The sequence below is a fragment of the Marinilactibacillus piezotolerans genome (assembly GCF_900169305.1).
GTDB lineage: Bacteria > Bacillota > Bacilli > Lactobacillales > Carnobacteriaceae_A > Marinilactibacillus > Marinilactibacillus piezotolerans_A.
Window position 1 is genome coordinate 1,377,889 of the sequence record NZ_FWDP01000004.1, and the last position, 17,648, is coordinate 1,395,536.

General features: G+C 40.6%; 17 protein-coding genes. 4 read left to right on the forward strand and 13 right to left on the reverse strand.

Going from position 1 to position 17,648, the window contains the following annotated elements:
* Positions 1–22: 22 nt before the first annotated feature.
* From B6F02_RS10290 to B6F02_RS10330, 9 genes are all read right to left on the reverse strand, one after another.
* Positions 23–370 carry a DUF6176 family protein gene (locus B6F02_RS10290; RefSeq protein ID WP_080147253.1) on the reverse strand — a complete coding sequence of 116 codons (348 nt, stop codon included), beginning with the start codon at positions 368–370 and terminating at the stop codon, positions 23–25.
* A 56-nt stretch (positions 371–426) separates the two neighbouring features.
* Entirely contained in the window at positions 427–2,253 is a 1,827-nt protein-coding gene (locus B6F02_RS10295; RefSeq protein ID WP_080147254.1) for an ABC transporter ATP-binding protein, read from the reverse strand.
* Positions 2,253–4,070, reverse strand: coding sequence for an ABC transporter ATP-binding protein (locus B6F02_RS10300; protein WP_080147255.1), 1,818 nt, complete (start codon positions 4,068–4,070; stop codon positions 2,253–2,255). Before B6F02_RS10300 ends, B6F02_RS10295 begins: the two co-directional genes overlap by 1 nt.
* A 75-nt stretch (positions 4,071–4,145) precedes the next feature.
* Complete coding sequence (locus tag B6F02_RS10305; RefSeq protein ID WP_179128574.1) at positions 4,146–4,868, reverse strand: sensor histidine kinase; 723 nt, start codon at positions 4,866–4,868, stop codon at positions 4,146–4,148.
* A complete protein-coding gene (locus B6F02_RS10310; RefSeq protein WP_080147257.1) occupies positions 4,861–5,592 on the reverse strand; it encodes a LytR/AlgR family response regulator transcription factor in 732 nt (243 codons plus the stop codon). The genes B6F02_RS10305 and B6F02_RS10310 overlap by 8 nt, the downstream gene beginning before the upstream one ends.
* 28 nt (positions 5,593–5,620) lie before the next feature.
* Entirely contained in the window at positions 5,621–6,202 is a 582-nt protein-coding gene (locus B6F02_RS10315) for a hypothetical protein (protein WP_080147258.1), read from the reverse strand.
* Positions 6,202–7,095, reverse strand: a complete 894-nt coding sequence (locus B6F02_RS10320) for a hypothetical protein (protein WP_080147259.1) — start codon at positions 7,093–7,095, stop codon at positions 6,202–6,204. The genes B6F02_RS10315 and B6F02_RS10320 overlap by 1 nt, the downstream gene beginning before the upstream one ends.
* A 183-nt stretch (positions 7,096–7,278) precedes the next feature.
* The gene (locus B6F02_RS10325) at positions 7,279–8,637 is read right to left on the reverse strand and encodes a YjiH family protein (RefSeq protein WP_080147260.1); all 1,359 of its coding nucleotides are present in this window, start codon (positions 8,635–8,637) and stop codon (positions 7,279–7,281) included.
* A gap of 265 nt (positions 8,638–8,902) precedes the next feature.
* Positions 8,903–11,353: a heavy metal translocating P-type ATPase gene (locus B6F02_RS10330; RefSeq protein WP_080147261.1), complete on the reverse strand. Its 2,451-nt coding sequence runs from the start codon at positions 11,351–11,353 to the stop codon at positions 8,903–8,905.
* A 217-nt stretch (positions 11,354–11,570) separates the two neighbouring features.
* Between B6F02_RS10330 and B6F02_RS10335 the strand changes: the two genes are divergently transcribed.
* The 4 genes from B6F02_RS10335 to B6F02_RS10345 are packed head-to-tail and all read left to right on the forward strand — an operon-like array spanning position 11,571 to position 13,132.
* Entirely contained in the window at positions 11,571–11,795 is a 225-nt protein-coding gene (locus tag B6F02_RS10335; protein WP_080147262.1) for a helix-turn-helix transcriptional regulator, read from the forward strand.
* Positions 11,776–11,934: a hypothetical protein gene (locus B6F02_RS11040; RefSeq protein ID WP_179128575.1), complete on the forward strand. Its 159-nt coding sequence runs from the start codon at positions 11,776–11,778 to the stop codon at positions 11,932–11,934. The genes B6F02_RS10335 and B6F02_RS11040 overlap by 20 nt, the downstream gene beginning before the upstream one ends.
* A 5-nt stretch (positions 11,935–11,939) precedes the next feature.
* Positions 11,940–12,248, forward strand: a complete 309-nt coding sequence (locus B6F02_RS10340) for a hypothetical protein (protein ID WP_143745286.1) — start codon at positions 11,940–11,942, stop codon at positions 12,246–12,248.
* Positions 12,249–12,289: 41 nt separating this feature from the next.
* Positions 12,290–13,132 carry an SDR family NAD(P)-dependent oxidoreductase gene (locus tag B6F02_RS10345; protein ID WP_080147264.1) on the forward strand — a complete coding sequence of 281 codons (843 nt, stop codon included), beginning with the start codon at positions 12,290–12,292 and terminating at the stop codon, positions 13,130–13,132.
* A 149-nt stretch (positions 13,133–13,281) separates the two neighbouring features.
* Here B6F02_RS10345 and B6F02_RS10350 read toward each other — a convergent pair whose 3' ends face one another.
* From B6F02_RS10350 to B6F02_RS10365, 4 genes are read right to left on the reverse strand one after another with little or no spacing between them, the layout of a single operon-like run.
* Positions 13,282–14,100, reverse strand: a complete 819-nt coding sequence (locus B6F02_RS10350; RefSeq protein ID WP_080147265.1) for a PHP domain-containing protein — start codon at positions 14,098–14,100, stop codon at positions 13,282–13,284.
* A 13-nt stretch (positions 14,101–14,113) separates the two neighbouring features.
* Positions 14,114–14,977, reverse strand: a complete 864-nt coding sequence (locus B6F02_RS10355) for an energy-coupling factor transporter transmembrane component T family protein (RefSeq protein WP_218672182.1) — start codon at positions 14,975–14,977, stop codon at positions 14,114–14,116.
* Positions 14,901–16,679 (reverse strand): ABC transporter ATP-binding protein, encoded by a 1,779-nt coding sequence (locus B6F02_RS10360; RefSeq protein ID WP_080147267.1) that lies wholly within the window; start codon positions 16,677–16,679, stop codon positions 14,901–14,903. The genes B6F02_RS10355 and B6F02_RS10360 overlap by 77 nt, the downstream gene beginning before the upstream one ends.
* 27 nt (positions 16,680–16,706) lie before the next feature.
* Positions 16,707–17,567 carry a cell division protein FtsQ gene (locus B6F02_RS10365; protein ID WP_080147268.1) on the reverse strand — a complete coding sequence of 287 codons (861 nt, stop codon included), beginning with the start codon at positions 17,565–17,567 and terminating at the stop codon, positions 16,707–16,709.
* Positions 17,568–17,648 lie beyond the last annotated feature (81 nt).

Consider the following 17,648-nt stretch of genomic DNA (forward strand, 5'->3'; position numbering starts at 1 on the left):
ATGTAACTCTGTTTTGAATACTTTATTCCTGCATGCTCTTTTTGATTTTCTCCGGTATCATGACTACTTCCGTCTTCAAATCAACTGGTTTAAATGTTTCATCTATACATTCTTCCCAAAACTCTAAAAACTTCTTATCAATCCAGTGGTCAGACTGTTCTACCTCTTGCCCACCTTCCCCTTGGACTGAATACCAGTACAGATATTCTTCCTCATTCAACTCTTCTCTGAAGATTGTTTCCACATACATTTTTTCTCCTTCAAGTGTGACGAGGACATCTTTCAGGTTTTCATTTAAAAACTGCATCCATTCATCTACTCGTCCTGACTTTCCTTTTTTCACTTTGAATCTCGTTAATTCTACGTTCATACATGCAAACTCCTTTTACTACATTGACTTTTTCAGTTTCATACAACCTATAAATCCTACTGATAATACTGCGCTTGAGCATTCCAAAGTTCCTGGTATTTTCCGTCTTCTTCAACGAGTTCTTTATGAGACCCACGCTGGACGATTTCTCCACGATCGAAGACGAGAATCTCATCGCAGAACTTAGCGCTGGAAAGTCTATGAGAAATGTAGAAAGCTGTCTTATCCTGAACCAGCTGGTCGAAATGCTGGTAGATTTCAAACTCAGTGATGGGATCTAGTGCCGCTGTCGGCTCATCAAGTACCATGACCGGCGCGTCTTTATACAGCGCTCTGGCAATGGCGATTTTCTGCTGCTGACCGCCGGAGAAATTGACTCCAGATTCGTCGAACTCTGTACTGATATAAGTATCCAACTGCTTCGGTAATGCTTTGATGTGACTTGCCAACCCTAACTGTTCCAGTGTGTGCATTCCCTGCTCTGTATCATAACCCGGCTGTACAGATATATTCTGTCCCAGTGAAAAACCCAGCAAGTGATAATCTTGAAACACCACACCGAACAAATCGAAATATTCTCTCAGGTCATACTTTCGTGCATTGATTTTATTTAGCTTGATTTCACCGCTTGTTGGCTCATAGAGTCTAGTCAACAATTTGATAAAAGTCGTCTTCCCAGAACCATTCTCTCCTACAACAGCATATTTCTTCCCTACTTCAAAAGTCCCCGTCAAATTTTTCAAAACACGTTCTTCCGTTCCCGGGTAGGCAAAAGATACTTGATCTAACTTGAAATGATACTGATGATCTAATCGTTTTTCGACGGGCAGACTGCCGATGACTTTTTCATCTGGCAAGTCTAAAAACGCGTAATATTCTGCTAATGTATCTGGGGCAGAAAACATCATCATCAGATGCTGGATCGTTCCTGGAAATACAGATACCATCTGGCTCAACGCGCTGGATAATTGAATAATCAGAGCGATTGGAAGAGCCCCTAATAAAACCAGCACCCCTATATAGGCATAGATCAGGTAATTCATGATTTGAAACAGTCCTGATGTAGGTATGATCATTTTTTTAAACAACTTGTAGTTGGCTGCAACGATTTTCAGTGAAAATGCATCATCTTCTTCAACGTTTTTGAGCATCTTATCCGTTAACTGGTATAAACGAATCTCTTTGCCTGATTGAACATCTTGCAAGATGTCATCTTCATAACTATAAACTGCATTGATTCTAGCGACTTTCTCAAATAGTTCAATCAGATATTTTCCTGACTTCTTTGACTGCCCGACTTGTACCCAGATGCTGAATCCAAGCATCCCGGCAAATCCAATCAGTATCATAAACGGATTTAAAAACCAGTACTGGTCAGGTAAATTACTGACATCTACCGTAAACAGAGGAAAAAGTAGAATCACACCCCAGATTGTACTAAAGAAACCTGCCAGTACCATCTTCATTCTAACTTTTAAAATCGGCAAGGACGATTGACTGCTCACGTTGTTTCGATTTATAAAATCCAGCTTTTCTCGTATTTCTGAATCTTCTGCATAGCGATACTGCATCGTCAGCATTTTCTTTTGCGGAATAGCATAGAGTTTTCTCATCAGTATGGCATCTTCTCTTTCAAACACCGGCTGAAGCATGCTGCTGATCCACTGCAGGAGAAAGGTCAAAGTTAAATACTGAATAATCAAAGCAGGGATACGATTCATCTGGCTGTTGGATAAAGCTGCAATGATTTGCGTTACATAGATAAACCCGATAAATGGTGTACTGGAAGAAACTGCCGACTGAATAATGAGTAAAAAGTGGTATTTTTTCCCTAAATGAAACAGATCTGAAAAAGCTCGTTTATATAACCGTATATTCTTCATTAGATGACGCCTCCTTCAATAACCGCTTCTGATTCATCCTCAACCTTATCTTTCTTGTAGTAATAAGCCTGAGCTTCATACAGATTATAATAGTCCCCAGCTTTTCTGATCAGTTCATCGTGTGTACCTATCTCTGTAATAGCGCCTTGTTTCAAGTAGATGATTCGATCACAGAACCTAGTTGATGACAAACGATGTGAAATAAAAATAGACAACTTATCTTTCGAGAACTGGAAATAATCCTGATACACTTGATGCTCTGCGATTGGATCAAGTGCGGCAGTCGGCTCATCTAATATCAGACAAGGAGCATCTTTGTACAGAGCTTGTGCCAGTTTCAATTTCTGAAGCTGTCCCCCTGAAAGATTAACGCCATCTCGGTCAACAGCTCGTACAATTTTAGTCTCATCTTTTGTTTTGAACTGTGAAATAATTGTCTCCATCCCGCTTAACTTCAAGACTCTTTCATATTTCTCGGCATCGAACGGCACGCCTTGGATAATCGTCTCTTTAATGGAATAGGTTAGTAAGTATTTTTCCTGAAAGACTGGAGCAAACAAAGTATAGTATTCAGAACGGTTAAAGTCTTTTTGTGAAATACCATTAATGAGAATTTCGCCCTCATCCGGCTCAATCAACCCGGTAATCAAGTTAGTCAGTGTCGATTTACCTGCTCCATTTTCTCCAACGATGGCCAAGTTCTCATAGGGCTGTATGATCAGAGAAATATTTTTCAAGGCTGGCTGATCGTGATTGGGATACGTATATGAAACATTCTTTAATTCAATGGTCAGAGGTCCACTTGGGATTTCTGTGCCTTTGCCATGATTAAATCGGCTTTTTTGCGTTAGAAATTTATCGTATTTTTCCGTTTCATTGATATTTTTGTTCATTTTACCGGATGCTTTAATCAATTGAATAATTGCCTGTGCTAGAATCGTTACGGAGCCAGCAAAAACAACAAAACTGGATACAGGGATCTCACCAGACACAATCAGCTGGACACTTCTTATATATGACAATGCCGAGAGGCCGATAATCCCAATGTTCAAAACTGTACTTTCCGTCCAAGATAATCTCTGTTTTGGTTTTAAAATTTCTTGGTACTGATCTATCGTGTTTTTTTCTATCCGCTTGAACCAGTTATTCATCTGGAAAATACGGACATCTTTTGTGATTCTGGATTCCCCGTAAACTTTTACTAAGTATCTCTGTTTTTGTGTATTATTCGCTATAGCTGAAAACAATTTGTGATCAAGCTTGATCTGCAGTCGATTAAAGAACAAGACGATCAGCATAAAGAGTCCTATCATCAACAAGAATAAAGGCTCCAGCTGACTTAGAATTGAGACAGTCAGTATGACACTGGTTAAAGCCGTTCCCCATTCAATACTCTCTGGAATCAGTCTTCCAAACAGCGATTCGTTATTGTAACTCAGCTCTCTTGCTTCGTTATAGCGTTCTTGCGCTTTCTTTCCGATTAACAAAGGATAGTCTAATTGAAGGTACTGCTTTTTTACTTTGAACATTGTCTGTGTTCTAAAGAAGTTGACGTACTCTTCTACTGTAATCTCAAAGTAAGAACTTGCTAGCTCTGCCACTGCCAATACTGCGATCCATCCTAGTAAATTCAATAGATATTCCTGAATAGCTATCCCTTCCAGCAGCCACTGGATAACCTGTGCGGACAGCAATAACTGCAGTAACGGCTTAACCGCATTGATAAGTACATTTAAAGACATAAAAACAAATATCGTCGGCTTAAATGTGTATAATTCCATTATTAAAATCTTTAAGTGCTTAAGTTTCTGTTTCATTTCCTTCACCTCCCCGTTAGTATATCTAAAAAAATACACTCCTTTTTCAGAAGTGTATGAATGGTCTGCATTTGGTTACGAACGGTCAGATAATGGCAAAGTAACTTCTGTTGCAAAGACACCGTCCTCCCATTTCCTGTTTACAATTCCCTGATATTTATCTACTGCCTGGTCTATCCTGGAAAGTCCGTACCCTCTGCTGTTCTTTCGTTTCAGCGATAGAAAAGAGGGTCTAGGATTTTCAGTCATCGTATTGGTCACGCTGATATACAAAGTATTTTTCATCGGCGCCAGATATAGTCGAATAAATCTATCGTCAGCCGTCTCACTCTTTTTGGTCGCTGCCTCAATGGCATTGTTCAAAAGATTGCCCAGAATGATGGCTAAGTCTACGTGTTCAATACTGAGTTCTTTTGGAGCAATTGCTGTAGCATCCAACTCAATGCCTCTATGTTTTGCCGCTGTCAGTTTTGTATTCACTATGGCATCGATCATTGTATTTCCCGTTCGAATGATGGTATCTACTTGGTTCAGTTCATTCGTCAGTTGTGCAATATAGCTGCCCAGCTCATCGGTTTTTTTGTTTTGCATTAAGGTGTTCATGACTTGCAGATGGTTGCGATAGTCATGCCGGATTCCTCGCATCTGCGTATAGATGATTTCCACTTCCACCGCATACTGATCCAATTCTTTCTCCTGTATCTTGTACTGCTCAATCGTTCGTCTTTGTCTGAAAAACAAGAAAAGCAAGATCATCAGCAGTACTATCATTAAAACAATCCCGATCCACTCAGTCATTATAGAACACCGTTCCTTTATGGTACTGGACAAATTGTTCCTGAACAGCTTTAGAAAGCCGCCTGGATACTGGAACGATTTTTTTGTTGGACAATTCTGCATCCGACTTCAACAATCGCTCAATATGACTCAGGTTTACAACATAGCTTCGATGCGTCTGGATAAAGGTATCATCTAACTTATCCAATAGTTCTTTCAGCGTTTGATGAACGATGATCACCTGATCGTTTAAATGGATTTCACATTCTCGTTTGTTGACCTCTATGTATAAAATGTCTTCTAGAAACAGTTTGGCTGTTTCTCCGCCGGTTTCAATGGTCATAAACGACTTCGCTGTTGGCTTGCGGTCCAGATATCGTTGAAAAACGCGTTTGATTTTGTCCACTTCTATCGGTTTCAGAAGATAATCCAGCGCCTGTACATCATATCCTTGAACAGCGTATTCAGCATAAGCTGTAGCAAAAACGATCGTCAATTCCTGATCGATCTGGCGGATGGACTGCGCGACTTTTAACCCGTCTACCTGCTTCATTTCAATATCCAAAAAAATCATATTCAAGTCTGGATGCTCTTCTAATTCAAACAGGAAAGCTTCTCCACTTGAAAATGCTGCAATCTGAATAGGCAGTTTCATTTCATCCGCTGCCTTTTTTAACAATAACGTCATCGTACTAAGCTGGATTGCTTCATCATCTACGATCGCAATATGCACTGTCTCTATCATCTGTCTGCCCTCCTGGTATTATGCGCCTTTAATATAAATCTGTAAAATACTCTATCTCCATTTCTTCTGTATCTTTTTTTAAAGAGTGGAAGATAACCAGCAAATAAATGATGGCAGCGACTTCTAGCAAAGTTCCTGCTACTAAAATTACGGGGCTGCTGAATACGAGGTTCAGCGTCAGCAGCAGCGCAGAAAGTCCTTTTAAAAGAATATAAATGCGGTCACGGCGGCTGTATTTTTCCACTCCGTATATAAAATCGCGTGCTTGAAACTCAGTTACAGACACTTCAAGAATCTTATGAAAAGCGACTAACTCCATCACGGAGAATAAAGTCGGAATAAAGGCCACCAGCGGCAGTGTTTCATACTGACTGCCTGTAAATAAATTGAATGCAGAATAGATAGCAGTCAAAATTACGAGAGCCAGCAGTGTTCCCTGCGGCAAGTCAAATGATTTTGATGCCGTCTCCGTTTCCATATCCAGATCTGACAGCCCTGAATAAGCAATCAGAAATCCGACAAAACCCGGAAGTATGGTGATTGCGCCAAAGTGCAGTTGGATATTCGCAAAAAACACACCCCAGAATAGTTTCTTATATGCTGCTGACATTACAATGCTCCTCTCGCTTTTACATATTCCAACAAGTTGAAGAACGTAAATGCTTCTCTGTCCTCTATTTCAAATGTTCGGCTCGTATGCTGCTGACCCTCTGCATCCGTTAAGGTCAGTTCTGGACGAAGCTTGATTTCAGTAAAGCGGTCCAGAATATTTCTACTACGATTTTCAACCATTTCACTGCTGCCACTGATCGTTTCCCCAGATTGGAATGTTTTTCCAATCCAGGTTTCTAAGGGCTGGTCGTTTATTTTAAAATTTATCCAGTCAGCATACTTGTCTAAATGCTCAGAATGTATCCCTGTCAGTGTGACCTCACTTTTCACTTCATAAAAATGACTAGTATCTCCTTCAGAGGTGCTGGTGGAACTAAAGTAGTTGAGCGGCTCTGTATCTAATTGATCAGGAGAAACAGTATAGAAATTTACTTCCCCTATATCGACAGTCATTGAACTGTTATCACTGAAGAAAAGTTTTACTTGGGTCAAGGTTGTCTGGTCGAATTGTTCAGCCCCAAATAGTTCAAGCGGTTGTACATAAACGGTTCGGACAGAATACGGCCCCTTAGTTTCCTCTGGAGTTGGAGTTGAACTCGGACTTATACCAAATGGATACTCTGAAGCCTGAACTGCTAAATCCGGTTCCTCTGGAAACTCCACATGAATGACTGTCTTATCTTCAAACGCATTTGTAAGGTATTTCAACTCAAATTCCTCGCCATGCGAGTCTAAATCTCCATCTGACAAAACGGTCACTTGCTGCTCATAATAATGTTCAAAAAACAGCGGTTCGTCCAATTTTATGTAACTTAAAAATAATAAACCTATGATTGCGATGGTTGAGATGATTCCAAGTGTACTCAGAAACAGTCGATTATTCACCTTCAAATTTATTATCTCCAATTTCTATTATTCGATTCAATTTGTTTCTTATGTATTAACTCCTATTCTCATAGGTAAATTTTATAGAAATTACACGCTTTATGCAAAGAGACTTTTGATTTTTTACAAAAAAATACAGCATCCGTCTCAGCGGCTCTCACTGATCCAGATACTGTATAGAATGATTATTTAAAATGAAATAACGCCAATCAAGGATAAGCCGTAAGTAATGCCCATCAGAATCGGAATTGAAATAACGGTTCTAAAAATAAAGACTTTTACAATATCCCAGAAATTCAGTCCGATTTTTGTTTTGATCAAGATCATGCCCGTTTCTGACATGAAGACCAGCTGTGTGAAAGCGAGGACGCCGATAAAGAAACGAGCTGCTTCAGAAGACACATCCGTAATGAATAGTGCCGGCAGATACATATCTGCAAATCCTGCTAGAGATGCTGGTGCCATCTGGCTGGCTACTTCTGAACTGAAACCGATCCAGTCATAGACATAAAACAGCGGAGCACTAATGATGTCGAAAAACGGCGTGTACTCTGCGATAATCAGTGAAATCGTTCCAACTGCCATAATGATCGGCAAAAAACTGACGTAAATATTAATGATATTTTTAACGGCTTCTTTTAAAGCTCCACCGACTGTGGAAGAATCTGCCTGTTCGATCGCTGATTCGTAAGCATGTTTGAACTTCGATTTACCTTCCGGCGTCTCTGCCGTTTTCGGTTCTTTCCCTTGATAGTAGGTTGCCGGGAACTTCTTCCACGGCAATCTCGCTGTGATAAATGCCAGTATCAGTGTCACCACTAAAATTGAACCGTAAAAGATTGGAAAAATAGAGCTGAACCCCAGCTCCTGTGCCACTGCAGCCGCAAAAGCGATCCCTACGACCGAAAAACTAGTCGATATCACATAAGCTTCTCTTCTGCTGTAGTACCCTCTCTGATATTGATTATCCGTCACGACGATGCCAATCGTTCCATCTCCTACGAAAGAGGCAATAGCATCAATCGTTGAGAAGCCGGGTACTTTAAAGACTTTTTCCATAACCGGTCCCAGAATCACACCCAAGAATTCAACGATCCCAAAATGTGTCAGTAAAGGCAGTGCCAGCAGACCGACTAAAAACGTAATGTATAAGGTCGTCAACAGACCGCCCTCTCCAGCCATGGTTCCACCGGTTCCCGGATCTAAAATGACACTTCCGACGCCCGTTTGCAGGAACCATTTATTGATCACCATCAGATATAAGAAAGACCCGAGTATCCGCAACACCACATTCAAAGGAGATGCTTTAAATACCGAATTCAGATATTTGCTTTTCGAGGTATAAAATAGAAAAATGATTGTTCCCAGCAAAACGATCCAAGCACTGATTTGAGTGAATAAAATAAAGGCATTAAAGATATTCTCCGTAATAAAGTCAATGATATGCGAGATCATAATGCTGCTTTCGCCGCCGATTTCAAACGGAACCAGGAAAAAGATAAGTCCGAGTAAAGATAAAAAGATAAATTTAAATGTATTTTTAGTCACTTGTATGTCCTCCAATTTACAGCGATTCTTAGATTAGCATATTTGGATACACAATACAATAAACCCGCTTATTTATACATTAATTACATGCATAAATGAATATTACTCTTATTAATATGAATATTTATTTTCATTTGAGCTGTTTACAAACCGTCTCATTTTAAATTTTAAGCACTTTGCTTCCGCCAGTACATGAAACTTAATTAAAAGGAGCCACTTCTCATAGACTGAGAAGCAGCTCCTTAACCGCTCTTTACGCTATATGTTATGCTTTAAATCGTTTCAATCTTAGTGCATTCAACAATACAGATACTGAACTGAAGCTCATTGCAGCTCCGGCAATCATCGGATTCAATAATGGTCCTCCGAATGCATAGAGGATACCCATTGCGACCGGGATTCCAAGTACATTATAAGCAAATGCCCAGAATAGGTTTTCTCTGATATTCTTGATCGTCGCACGGCTGAGCTCGATTGCTGTCGGTACGTCCATCAGGTCGCTTCTCATCAAAACGATATCCGCTGATTCTATTGCAACATCTGTACCTGAACCGATTGCAATTCCGATGTCCGCTTGCGCTAATGCCGGTGCATCATTGATACCATCTCCGACCATTGCCACATGTATCCCTTCGCTTTGAAGTTTTTGTACTTCGTTGGCTTTATCTTCAGGCAAGACTTCACTGAATACGCGGTCGATGCCGACTTGTTTGGCAATTGCGTTTGCAGTCCCTTTGTTGTCGCCGGTAATCATCGCTACTTGAATACCCATTTTATGCAGTTTTTCGATTGCTTGGACACTGTGTTCTTTGATCGTGTCGGCTACTGCAACGATCCCAATCAGTTGACCGTCCGCTGCGATAAACATAGGCGTTTTTCCTTCAGCTGCCAGATGATCAGATGCTGCTTGTGAATCCAATAGATCGATGTTGTTTTCTGTGATCAGTTTTTTGTTTCCTAACAGCAAGTCTTGCTTTCCAACGGTTACTTTGATGCCTTGTCCTGGAATTGCATTAAAGTTCTTCACTGACTCTAACCGCAAGCCGCGTTCTCTGGCCCCTTCTACAATTGCTTCACCAAGCGGGTGTTCAGAACCTGTTTCTGCAGAAGCCGCTAATGCCAATACCTCTTCTTGGCTATACCCATTGTAGTTGAGGATATCTGTCACAACAGGCTTACCTTCTGTGATCGTTCCGGTTTTATCAAATACAATCGTTTGGACTTTCTGGGTAGATTCCAGCGCATCTCCGCTTTTGATCAAGACACCGTTTTCTGCTCCTTTGCCCGTTCCGACCATGATTGCTGTCGGTGTTGCCAGTCCAAGTGCACAAGGACAAGCGATCACCAGTACAGAGATCGTGATCGTCAAGGCAAATACCCAAGACTCTTGTCCTAAAAAGAACCAGGCAAGCCCAGAGAGAATCGCTAAGCCAATAACGATCGGTACAAATACACCAGATACTTTATCTGCCAGCTGTGCAATCGGTGCTTTTGATCCTTGTGCTTCTTCTACTAGTTGAATGATTTGAGATAACGTGGTGTCTTTTCCGACTTTTGTTGCTTTGAATTTGAACGAGCCGGTTTTATTGATGCTGGCACCGACGACATTATCTCCTTCATTCTTTTCTACAGGTAGACTTTCTCCAGTGATCATCGATTCGTCTACTGCAGATATACCTTCAACGATCACACCATCGACTGGAATTTTCTCTCCTGGTCGAACAATCACGATGTCGTCTGTCATCACTTGATCAATGCCGATCTCTATCTCTTGACCGTCACGGACAACTTTGGCTGTCTTTGGTGCTAAGTCCATCAGTTTCTTGATAGCTTCAGAAGTTTTGCCCTTTGAGACGGCTTCAAAATATTTCCCTAAAGTAATCAGCGTTAGGATAACAGCGGCTGATTCATAATACAGGCTCATCGCAAAATGATTGTCTCCCATGTAAATCAAGATTGTGCCGTATAAACTGTATAGAAATGCGGCACTTGTTCCCAATGCAACCAGAGAGTCCATATTGGGATGACCTTTAAATAGATTTCTAAATCCATTTGTAAAGAAAGAACGCCCGAAATACATGACCGGCAGTGTCAAAATCAATTGTGTGGTCGCAAAAGCGGTACTTTGTTCCATAGGATGTAAAAATCCCGGAATCGGCAGTCCAATCATTTCTCCCATTGCAATATAAAGAAGCGGTACGGTAAAAATGGCTGACCAGAAGAAACGGGTCCACATCTCTTTTATATGCGCTTGCTTCTTGTCTGCTTGTTCTTCTCCTGCTTCTTTGTTTTCTTCCAGATCGATTGCTTCATAGCCGGCATCTTTGACTGCTTTCATGATATCTGCATTTGATACGGCTTCTGTATCATATTCTACATTCATTTTTTCTGTTGCCAAGTTGACTGAGGCACTGCTGACGCCGCCTAATTTATTGACGCTTTTTTCAACCGTCTGCGCACAAGATGCACAAGTCATCCCTTCAATCTCATAACTGCGGCTTACCGTATTTTTACTGGCTTTATAACCTGCATCTTTGACCGCTTGTTCGATTTCTTGATTTGAAAGAGTGTCTGTATCGTAAGCTACACTCATTTTTTCTGTTGCCAGATTGACGTTGACCGAGTCGACACCTTTTAACTTTGCTACCGACTTTTCAACTGTTTGCGCACAAGATGCGCAGGTCATACCATCTATTTCATAGGTATCTTTGTACATAAGAGTTCCTCCTCTATTTTCAAAAACATAACAATATTTAATTATTGACGTTTACACTTGTAATCTTTGTATAAGTAAACTATATCATACTTGTTTACATATGTAAACACATAAAGTTTAATTTTTAAATTTATAAATATGTAATATATACCTTGCAAAATGTAATGTATAGTGTACAATGTAAATTATACATTACATTGGAGGAGTGATTGAATTTGTGGAAAATCATTTAAAGAGTGCACGCGCAGCCGTTAACCTGACGCAACAGCAGTTAGCGGAAAAAGCAGGTGTAACTCGTCAGACAATCAGTTTGATTGAAAAAGGAAGTTATAACCCGACGCTAAAGTTATGCCTGAACATTTGTCACATCGTCAATAAAACATTGGACGAACTTTTCTGGATAAACGAGGAGGAATGGAAAAATGAAGAAAATCACGGATGAGCGACTTATACTAAAAAACTTAAAGCAGATCAAAGTGTTGTTTATTATCCAACTATTGGGAATCTTAGGGATACTTAGTTACGACTTGATCACTAGAGGGTTCAGTGAAATGACAGATCGACCTTTGTTTTTTTGTTAGTGGTAATGGGAGTTGTAGCTGCTTATCAATCAATGACGGTTAGTGTAGAACAAGAACAGGAGGATATCTCTCCTAAAAAAGGGCTTAAAGCCACTTTGATTATTATCATTCTAATTGCGATCGCCAGTGGGATGCTCAATTCCGCAATTGATGGCTATAGCATGATGAACACCTTCGTTATGCCGGGTATATTGTTTATCTGCTGTATTATCCCTGCTTATTACGTTTTTCGTTTAAGAAAAAAAGAGATGACGAACTGGATGATGATTAAAAGACACGTTAACATAAAGGTAGCATTCTTTTTGGTATACTAGATAAAACAGCTAGTAAAACAATTAGTAAGGATGAATATGTTATGTATGAATCTATTTTAGCTATTACCGGTCCAACTTCTGGTATTGGACAAGCAGCAGTCAAAGTACTAGTAAAGCAGTATGACCGTGTTCTGCTGTTGTGCAGAAATCTCACTAAGGGAGAAGCGTTAAAGAAGGCGTTATTTGAAATCAATCCGCAAGCAAGAGTCGACTTGATTGAGTGTGACTTGAGTGATTTATCTTCTGTCAAAACAGCTGCAGCAACGATTCATAAACAAGTGAATCACATCGACTGTCTGATCAATAATGCCGGCATGGTCTCTACAACAAAAAGAGAAAGCAGCGATGGTTATGAGCTGATGATGGCAACAAACTATCTTGGACCGTTTTTACTTACGCATGAATTGCTGCCGCTGGTTATGAATAGTGAAAGCAATCAGGTCATTGTGGTGTCCTCCGGAGCTTATAAATTCGCTCCTATGAAACGGCCGTTTTTCAGTCCAAAGTCTTTCAACCCGATCACTGGATACGGAAAGTCTAAGCTGGGAACATTGTACCTAGCCCAAGAACTGCATGAGATGTATTCGCAAAAAGGGTTGAAGGTAACAGCCGTCCACCCGGGTATGGTCAAGACGAATATCGGTCGGGATAATGTGAGTGAGTGGCTGGGGAATCTGGTCTTTCGAATGCTGGACCCCTTTTTCGTGACGGTTGAAGAAGGTGCGCAATCGGTCGTTTCAGCTGTCCGGCATCCAGAGATTTATGCGGGTATTTATTCTGACGAAGGAACAGTCGCAGCTGTTACAAAGCATGGCAGCGACTTTCAGATGCGCAGATTATTTATTGACGCAACACTAAAAGAACTAAACTTGATAGCACTATAGCATTATAAAAATCTGTCCATAAAAAAGACCACCAAACATTAGCGTATCGCCTAATCTTTGGTGGTCTCTTTCTACTCTTTATCTTATTATACAGCCACTCAAGAAGAACAACAGCTAACAGATATTCTTCGCTGCAACGAAAATGTCTGTTAACTAAAGGCTTTTAGAGGAGTATGTTTTAAAGCCACTTTCTCATATAACGAAGCCACGCCTCTATCATCTAAAGACGTTTTAATCAGTTTTTTGACCAAGCTGGCAGATTTCACTTTCAGATTTAATTCTGGTGAAACATGGACTCTGTAGTCTCCTGATTTGATCATATCTTTCAGATCATTGATTGTTTCGCATTCGCGACTGCTTTCATTGTAAACAGATCCATACTGAAGATACTGATGTGTGTCGCTTCCGCCGACGATCGGCATATCCAGCTGTGCCGCAAAAGCTTCCAGTTCTTCAATATAAGGATGCTGACCTTGTGCATATAGGTCTCTTCCATTCAAATCAAAAGCATCTAGACGTTTCAGTTGCTCTGGATCATGATGCGTCAGCGGCGTGCTTGTTCTCAATGGATGTCCGCCCACTCTTAAAGTATTATATTCATCTGCCAGGTCCATCAATGCTTTAAATGGGATAAAATCGGGCTTTCTTTCATACTCAGACAGGCGTTTTCTCATATTGACAATTTCTCCCCGCTCTGCAACGATCAATATGTGTCCCACTTCTTTTACATCGACTTCCATACCAGCGAAGACTTTGAGTCCATTAACATCATAGTATTCATTTACATACGGATAATTCGCCTCTAAATAGTCGTACGTGTCCATCGTCTGAAAAGTGTTGAAATGTTCTGTCATACAGATAGCTGTTAATCCGGCAGCTTTTGCTTCCTTCAGCATATCTTCAAAATAATCCGGCATAAACCGAGAAATTTTTGCTACTTTTACGTGCGTATGAAAATCTATATTCATTTGAAAACTCCTTTTAATTAAGTGCAATTGCCAGCATGAAGAGCATAAGGACATACAAAATATTAAAAATCGCGAATAGTATATCTTTATACGTAAATTTCATGTGAGCTAGTTTAACTTTTTTTACTTCCTTGTTATTGAATGAAACCAGGCTTCCTCTGGATTCCAGTGATTCTACAGTCGTGCGGGCTCGTTTGGCAGAGCTCAGCATCAAGGGATAAAACGATTTGACGATCAGCTTCATAAAATAAACAGCACTTCTCCAATAGAATAGTCCGTGTTTTTCCGGGGCTTTACCTCTCAAGCGGAAAGACATGAAAACATGGTTATACTCTTCGATTAAAGTCGGAAGCATCCGGTAACCGTATGAGATACTAAAAGAGACTTGTCCCGGCACACCGATTTTCAGCAGACCATCACTCAGCTTTTCCGGCTCCATCGTTGAAAAAGCAATCAGACCGGCCAAAGAGATAATGGCTAGTTTTGTTTCAAACATCAAAATGGGCATAATCGTTTCAAAGTTTCCTCCGAAAAACAAGGATACGGCTAGTACCATTCCCCCTTGCCCGATAATCCCCATGATGAACAGGAACAGCAGTAAATAGCTGACTCTCGCAAGATAAATGGTTGCGGTCAGCATCAAGAACATCCCGGCCAGTACAATCCAACTGTGTGTCAGCCATGGAAAGAGTGCGTAGAAAAGGTACCAGACAAAGATGGTTCTTGCATCCAGTCTGGCAATCGGCGTATCCGTATTCCCATAAGCTGCATTCAGTACTTCGATCTTCAACTGTTCAACACTAATGAAGTCTTGCAGCTTCCTTGTAAGGTTCTTGGATTTCTTCGACGTCTCTACTGGTTCGTTGGTTAGTTCCACTGATAGCTTCCTCCTCTTTAGATTCATTTACATACGCAACAAAATCTTCAACTGAATAAGCCAGCTTCGTACCGAGCGCGCGGGTCAATTCCATGATCTGAGGCGGTGTCAATCCTGCTTGATCCAACAATGCTTTGTTCGAAAAGACGGTTTCTCTGTTTCCATCATGAATGATTTGTCCGTTTCTCATAACAATAATACGGTTAGCCCATTCTGCAACCAGCTGCATATCATGTGTTGCAATAATCACGGCTTCTGCCTGATCCTTTAATGACTGGATAAAGCGTGCAATATGTTTTCTTGTTCCAATATCCAAATTTGCTGTCGGTTCGTCCAGTAAAATTAGTGAGGGCTCCATTGCCACTCCAATAGCCAGCGAAGCTCGTCTTTGCTGACCTCCGCTCAGCAGCCGGCCATCTCTATCTTGAATTTCCTTTAGATGGAACAATTCTAAGATACGCTCGACTATTTCCGAATAGTTTTCCTTGTCTCTGGCTTTCAGGAAATATTCGATATCCGCTTTGATGGAATCGTCAATAAACATTTCTTCCGGATTCTGATAAATGTACGTCACTAAGTCTGCAAATTTTTCCGGAGAAGCACTTTTTGTGTTTTGACCTTTCAGCAGCACATCGCCCGTTTCGGGTTTGTCTAATGCTGTCATCAGACGCATCAGCGTAGACTTTCCAGCCCCGTTGTTTCCTACCAGTGCAATTCGGTCACCTTTATGGACCGTCAAATCTATACCATTAAGGATTTTCTTTTTTTCGCGAGTAATCATTTTATATGAAAAATCAACACTCTGGATTTCAACCAGTTTTTCTTTTACCTGCTTAGGTTTCGCTTCTAATATGGTCGGTTTATATTCTGGAATCTGGTAAGTCTGGAAATAATTTGCTGCTTCTTCCAGGTTGATTGGAAGCATCCGGCCTTCTTTTTGCGATAAAACATGTGCTGCTTGCGTTACTTGCGGTGGAAAGATATCTCTTTCCCGCATCTCGCTGACACGTGTCAAACCTTCTTTAACCTCTTTTTTCCATAACACTCTGCTATCAGCCATTAAAACCACGTTCTTACAATACTCTGCAACAAATTCTGTGTGGTGTTCAATGACGATAACCGTTGTATCTTCTTTTTCATTTAAAAATTTCAAGACATCGTACAATTCTTTTGCATGCTGCGGATCCAACTGTGCAACTGGCTCATCAACGATTAGAATTTTCGGCTCAAGGGAGACGGCACCTGCTAATGCTAACAGGTGCTTTTGTCCTCCGCTGAGTTCCCAGATGTACTCATCGTCTTTTCCTACCAGCCCAACTTTCTCAAGCGCTTTTTTACCACGATCTAAGTAGTCCATATGCCCAAAGTTCAAAGGACTGTAGCTGGCGTCTTCAATGACTTTTGCTCTAACCAGCTGATTTTCGAAGTCCTGATAAACATATCCGACAGACTGGCTTAGATCTGTTACTTTTCTTTCCAGGGTTTTGATTCCGTCGACGATGATTTCACCTTCGATATCGCCCACATAATAATGAGGGATCAACCCATTGAGCAGCTTGCACATGGTCGTTTTACCAGACCCATTGCCACCCATGATGGCCACAAAGTCTCCCTGTTCAATGGTCAGGGAGACGTCGTTCAAAGATGGTGCTGCCGCTCCCGGATATTGAAATGTAACATGATCGATTTCTATTAAACTCATACTTTTTCCTCTCTAAATGCTCTGCACTTATCTTGCTGTTTCAGCATTTTCTCTTTTGCTCATGACTCTCCAGATGATCAAGATTGAAACAAGTGCAGCAACGATTAGACTGATAATGGTAAATAAGAATTCATTTTCCGCTGCATATGCCCATTCAAATGAAGGTGCAAAATCAGATTCAGATAAAGCTTCAGCTAAGAATGCCACGACTGCAACAATAACAGCTCCGACCATGAATCTTGGTGTAATAATATCGCTAAATGGTATCTGAAGATCTTTTGTTTTAGGTTTCATGCCTAGCAGCGGTTCAATTTTTCCATAAAGTTTCGGTACGAGATACATCGTTGGAATCATCGCGAATAACGTCCCTGAGACAATCACATCGTTTAAGAAAGCAAACCCTTCAACCGCAACAACACTCTCGTATAATCCAGGGATTGTTTCTAATTCTTCTACACCGATCCAGACTTTACCAATGTCTACGCCCATACTGATGAACTGATCAATGATTACGGCTAGAATAGAAGCTAATCCAACCATAAATCTGTTCGAAGGATCTCTGACAATAATACCTGCTACGTATAAAGATAGGACTAAAGCTAAAAAGCTCTCGATTTCGCCTAATGCTTCGAACTTGCCCAACATGATTTCTCCAAATATAATTCGCCCTAGCGCTGCTCCGACTGCTGCATGAAGCGGGTGAAATAAAATAGCTAGTGACAATGGAATAAATAAGAAATATTCAACTTTAAATTCGACAATACCGACTTTCAATTCTGGAAGCAATTCTGAAACCATTGTTGCCATTCCGAATAAAGACATAGATAGTATAAACACCATCATCTTCTGCTGTTCTGTTAACGTGTACCGTTTTTTCAATTGACTCATTTTTTATCCCTCCAATTTTTTAACTGACTTCACTATACCGTTTGATTATTAACTTTAAACATAAATCATGTAAATGGTTTG

Excerpts from the sequence above, each read along its gene's own strand:
- B6F02_RS10290 (WP_080147253.1), bottom strand. The coding sequence starts at position 370 with ATGAACGTAGAATTAACGAGATTCAAAGTGAAAAAAGGAAAGTCAGGA.
- B6F02_RS10295 (WP_080147254.1), bottom strand. The coding sequence starts at position 2,253 with ATGAAGAATATACGGTTATATAAACGAGCTTTTTCAGATCTGTTTCAT.
- B6F02_RS10300 (WP_080147255.1), bottom strand. The coding sequence starts at position 4,070 with ATGAAACAGAAACTTAAGCACTTAAAGATTTTAATAATGGAATTATAC.
- B6F02_RS10305 (WP_179128574.1), bottom strand. The coding sequence starts at position 4,868 with ATGACTGAGTGGATCGGGATTGTTTTAATGATAGTACTGCTGATGATC.
- B6F02_RS10310 (WP_080147257.1), bottom strand. The coding sequence starts at position 5,592 with ATGATAGAGACAGTGCATATTGCGATCGTAGATGATGAAGCAATCCAG.
- B6F02_RS10315 (WP_080147258.1), bottom strand. The coding sequence starts at position 6,202 with ATGTCAGCAGCATATAAGAAACTATTCTGGGGTGTGTTTTTTGCGAAT.
- B6F02_RS10330 (WP_080147261.1), bottom strand. The coding sequence starts at position 11,353 with ATGTACAAAGATACCTATGAAATAGATGGTATGACCTGCGCATCTTGT.
- B6F02_RS11040 (WP_179128575.1), top strand. The coding sequence starts at position 11,776 with ATGAAGAAAATCACGGATGAGCGACTTATACTAAAAAACTTAAAGCAG.
- B6F02_RS10340 (WP_143745286.1), top strand. The coding sequence starts at position 11,940 with ATGGGAGTTGTAGCTGCTTATCAATCAATGACGGTTAGTGTAGAACAA.
- B6F02_RS10345 (WP_080147264.1), top strand. The coding sequence starts at position 12,290 with ATGTATGAATCTATTTTAGCTATTACCGGTCCAACTTCTGGTATTGGA.
- B6F02_RS10350 (WP_080147265.1), bottom strand. The coding sequence starts at position 14,100 with ATGAATATAGATTTTCATACGCACGTAAAAGTAGCAAAAATTTCTCGG.
- B6F02_RS10360 (WP_080147267.1), bottom strand. The coding sequence starts at position 16,679 with ATGAGTTTAATAGAAATCGATCATGTTACATTTCAATATCCGGGAGCG.
- B6F02_RS10365 (WP_080147268.1), bottom strand. The coding sequence starts at position 17,567 with ATGAGTCAATTGAAAAAACGGTACACGTTAACAGAACAGCAGAAGATG.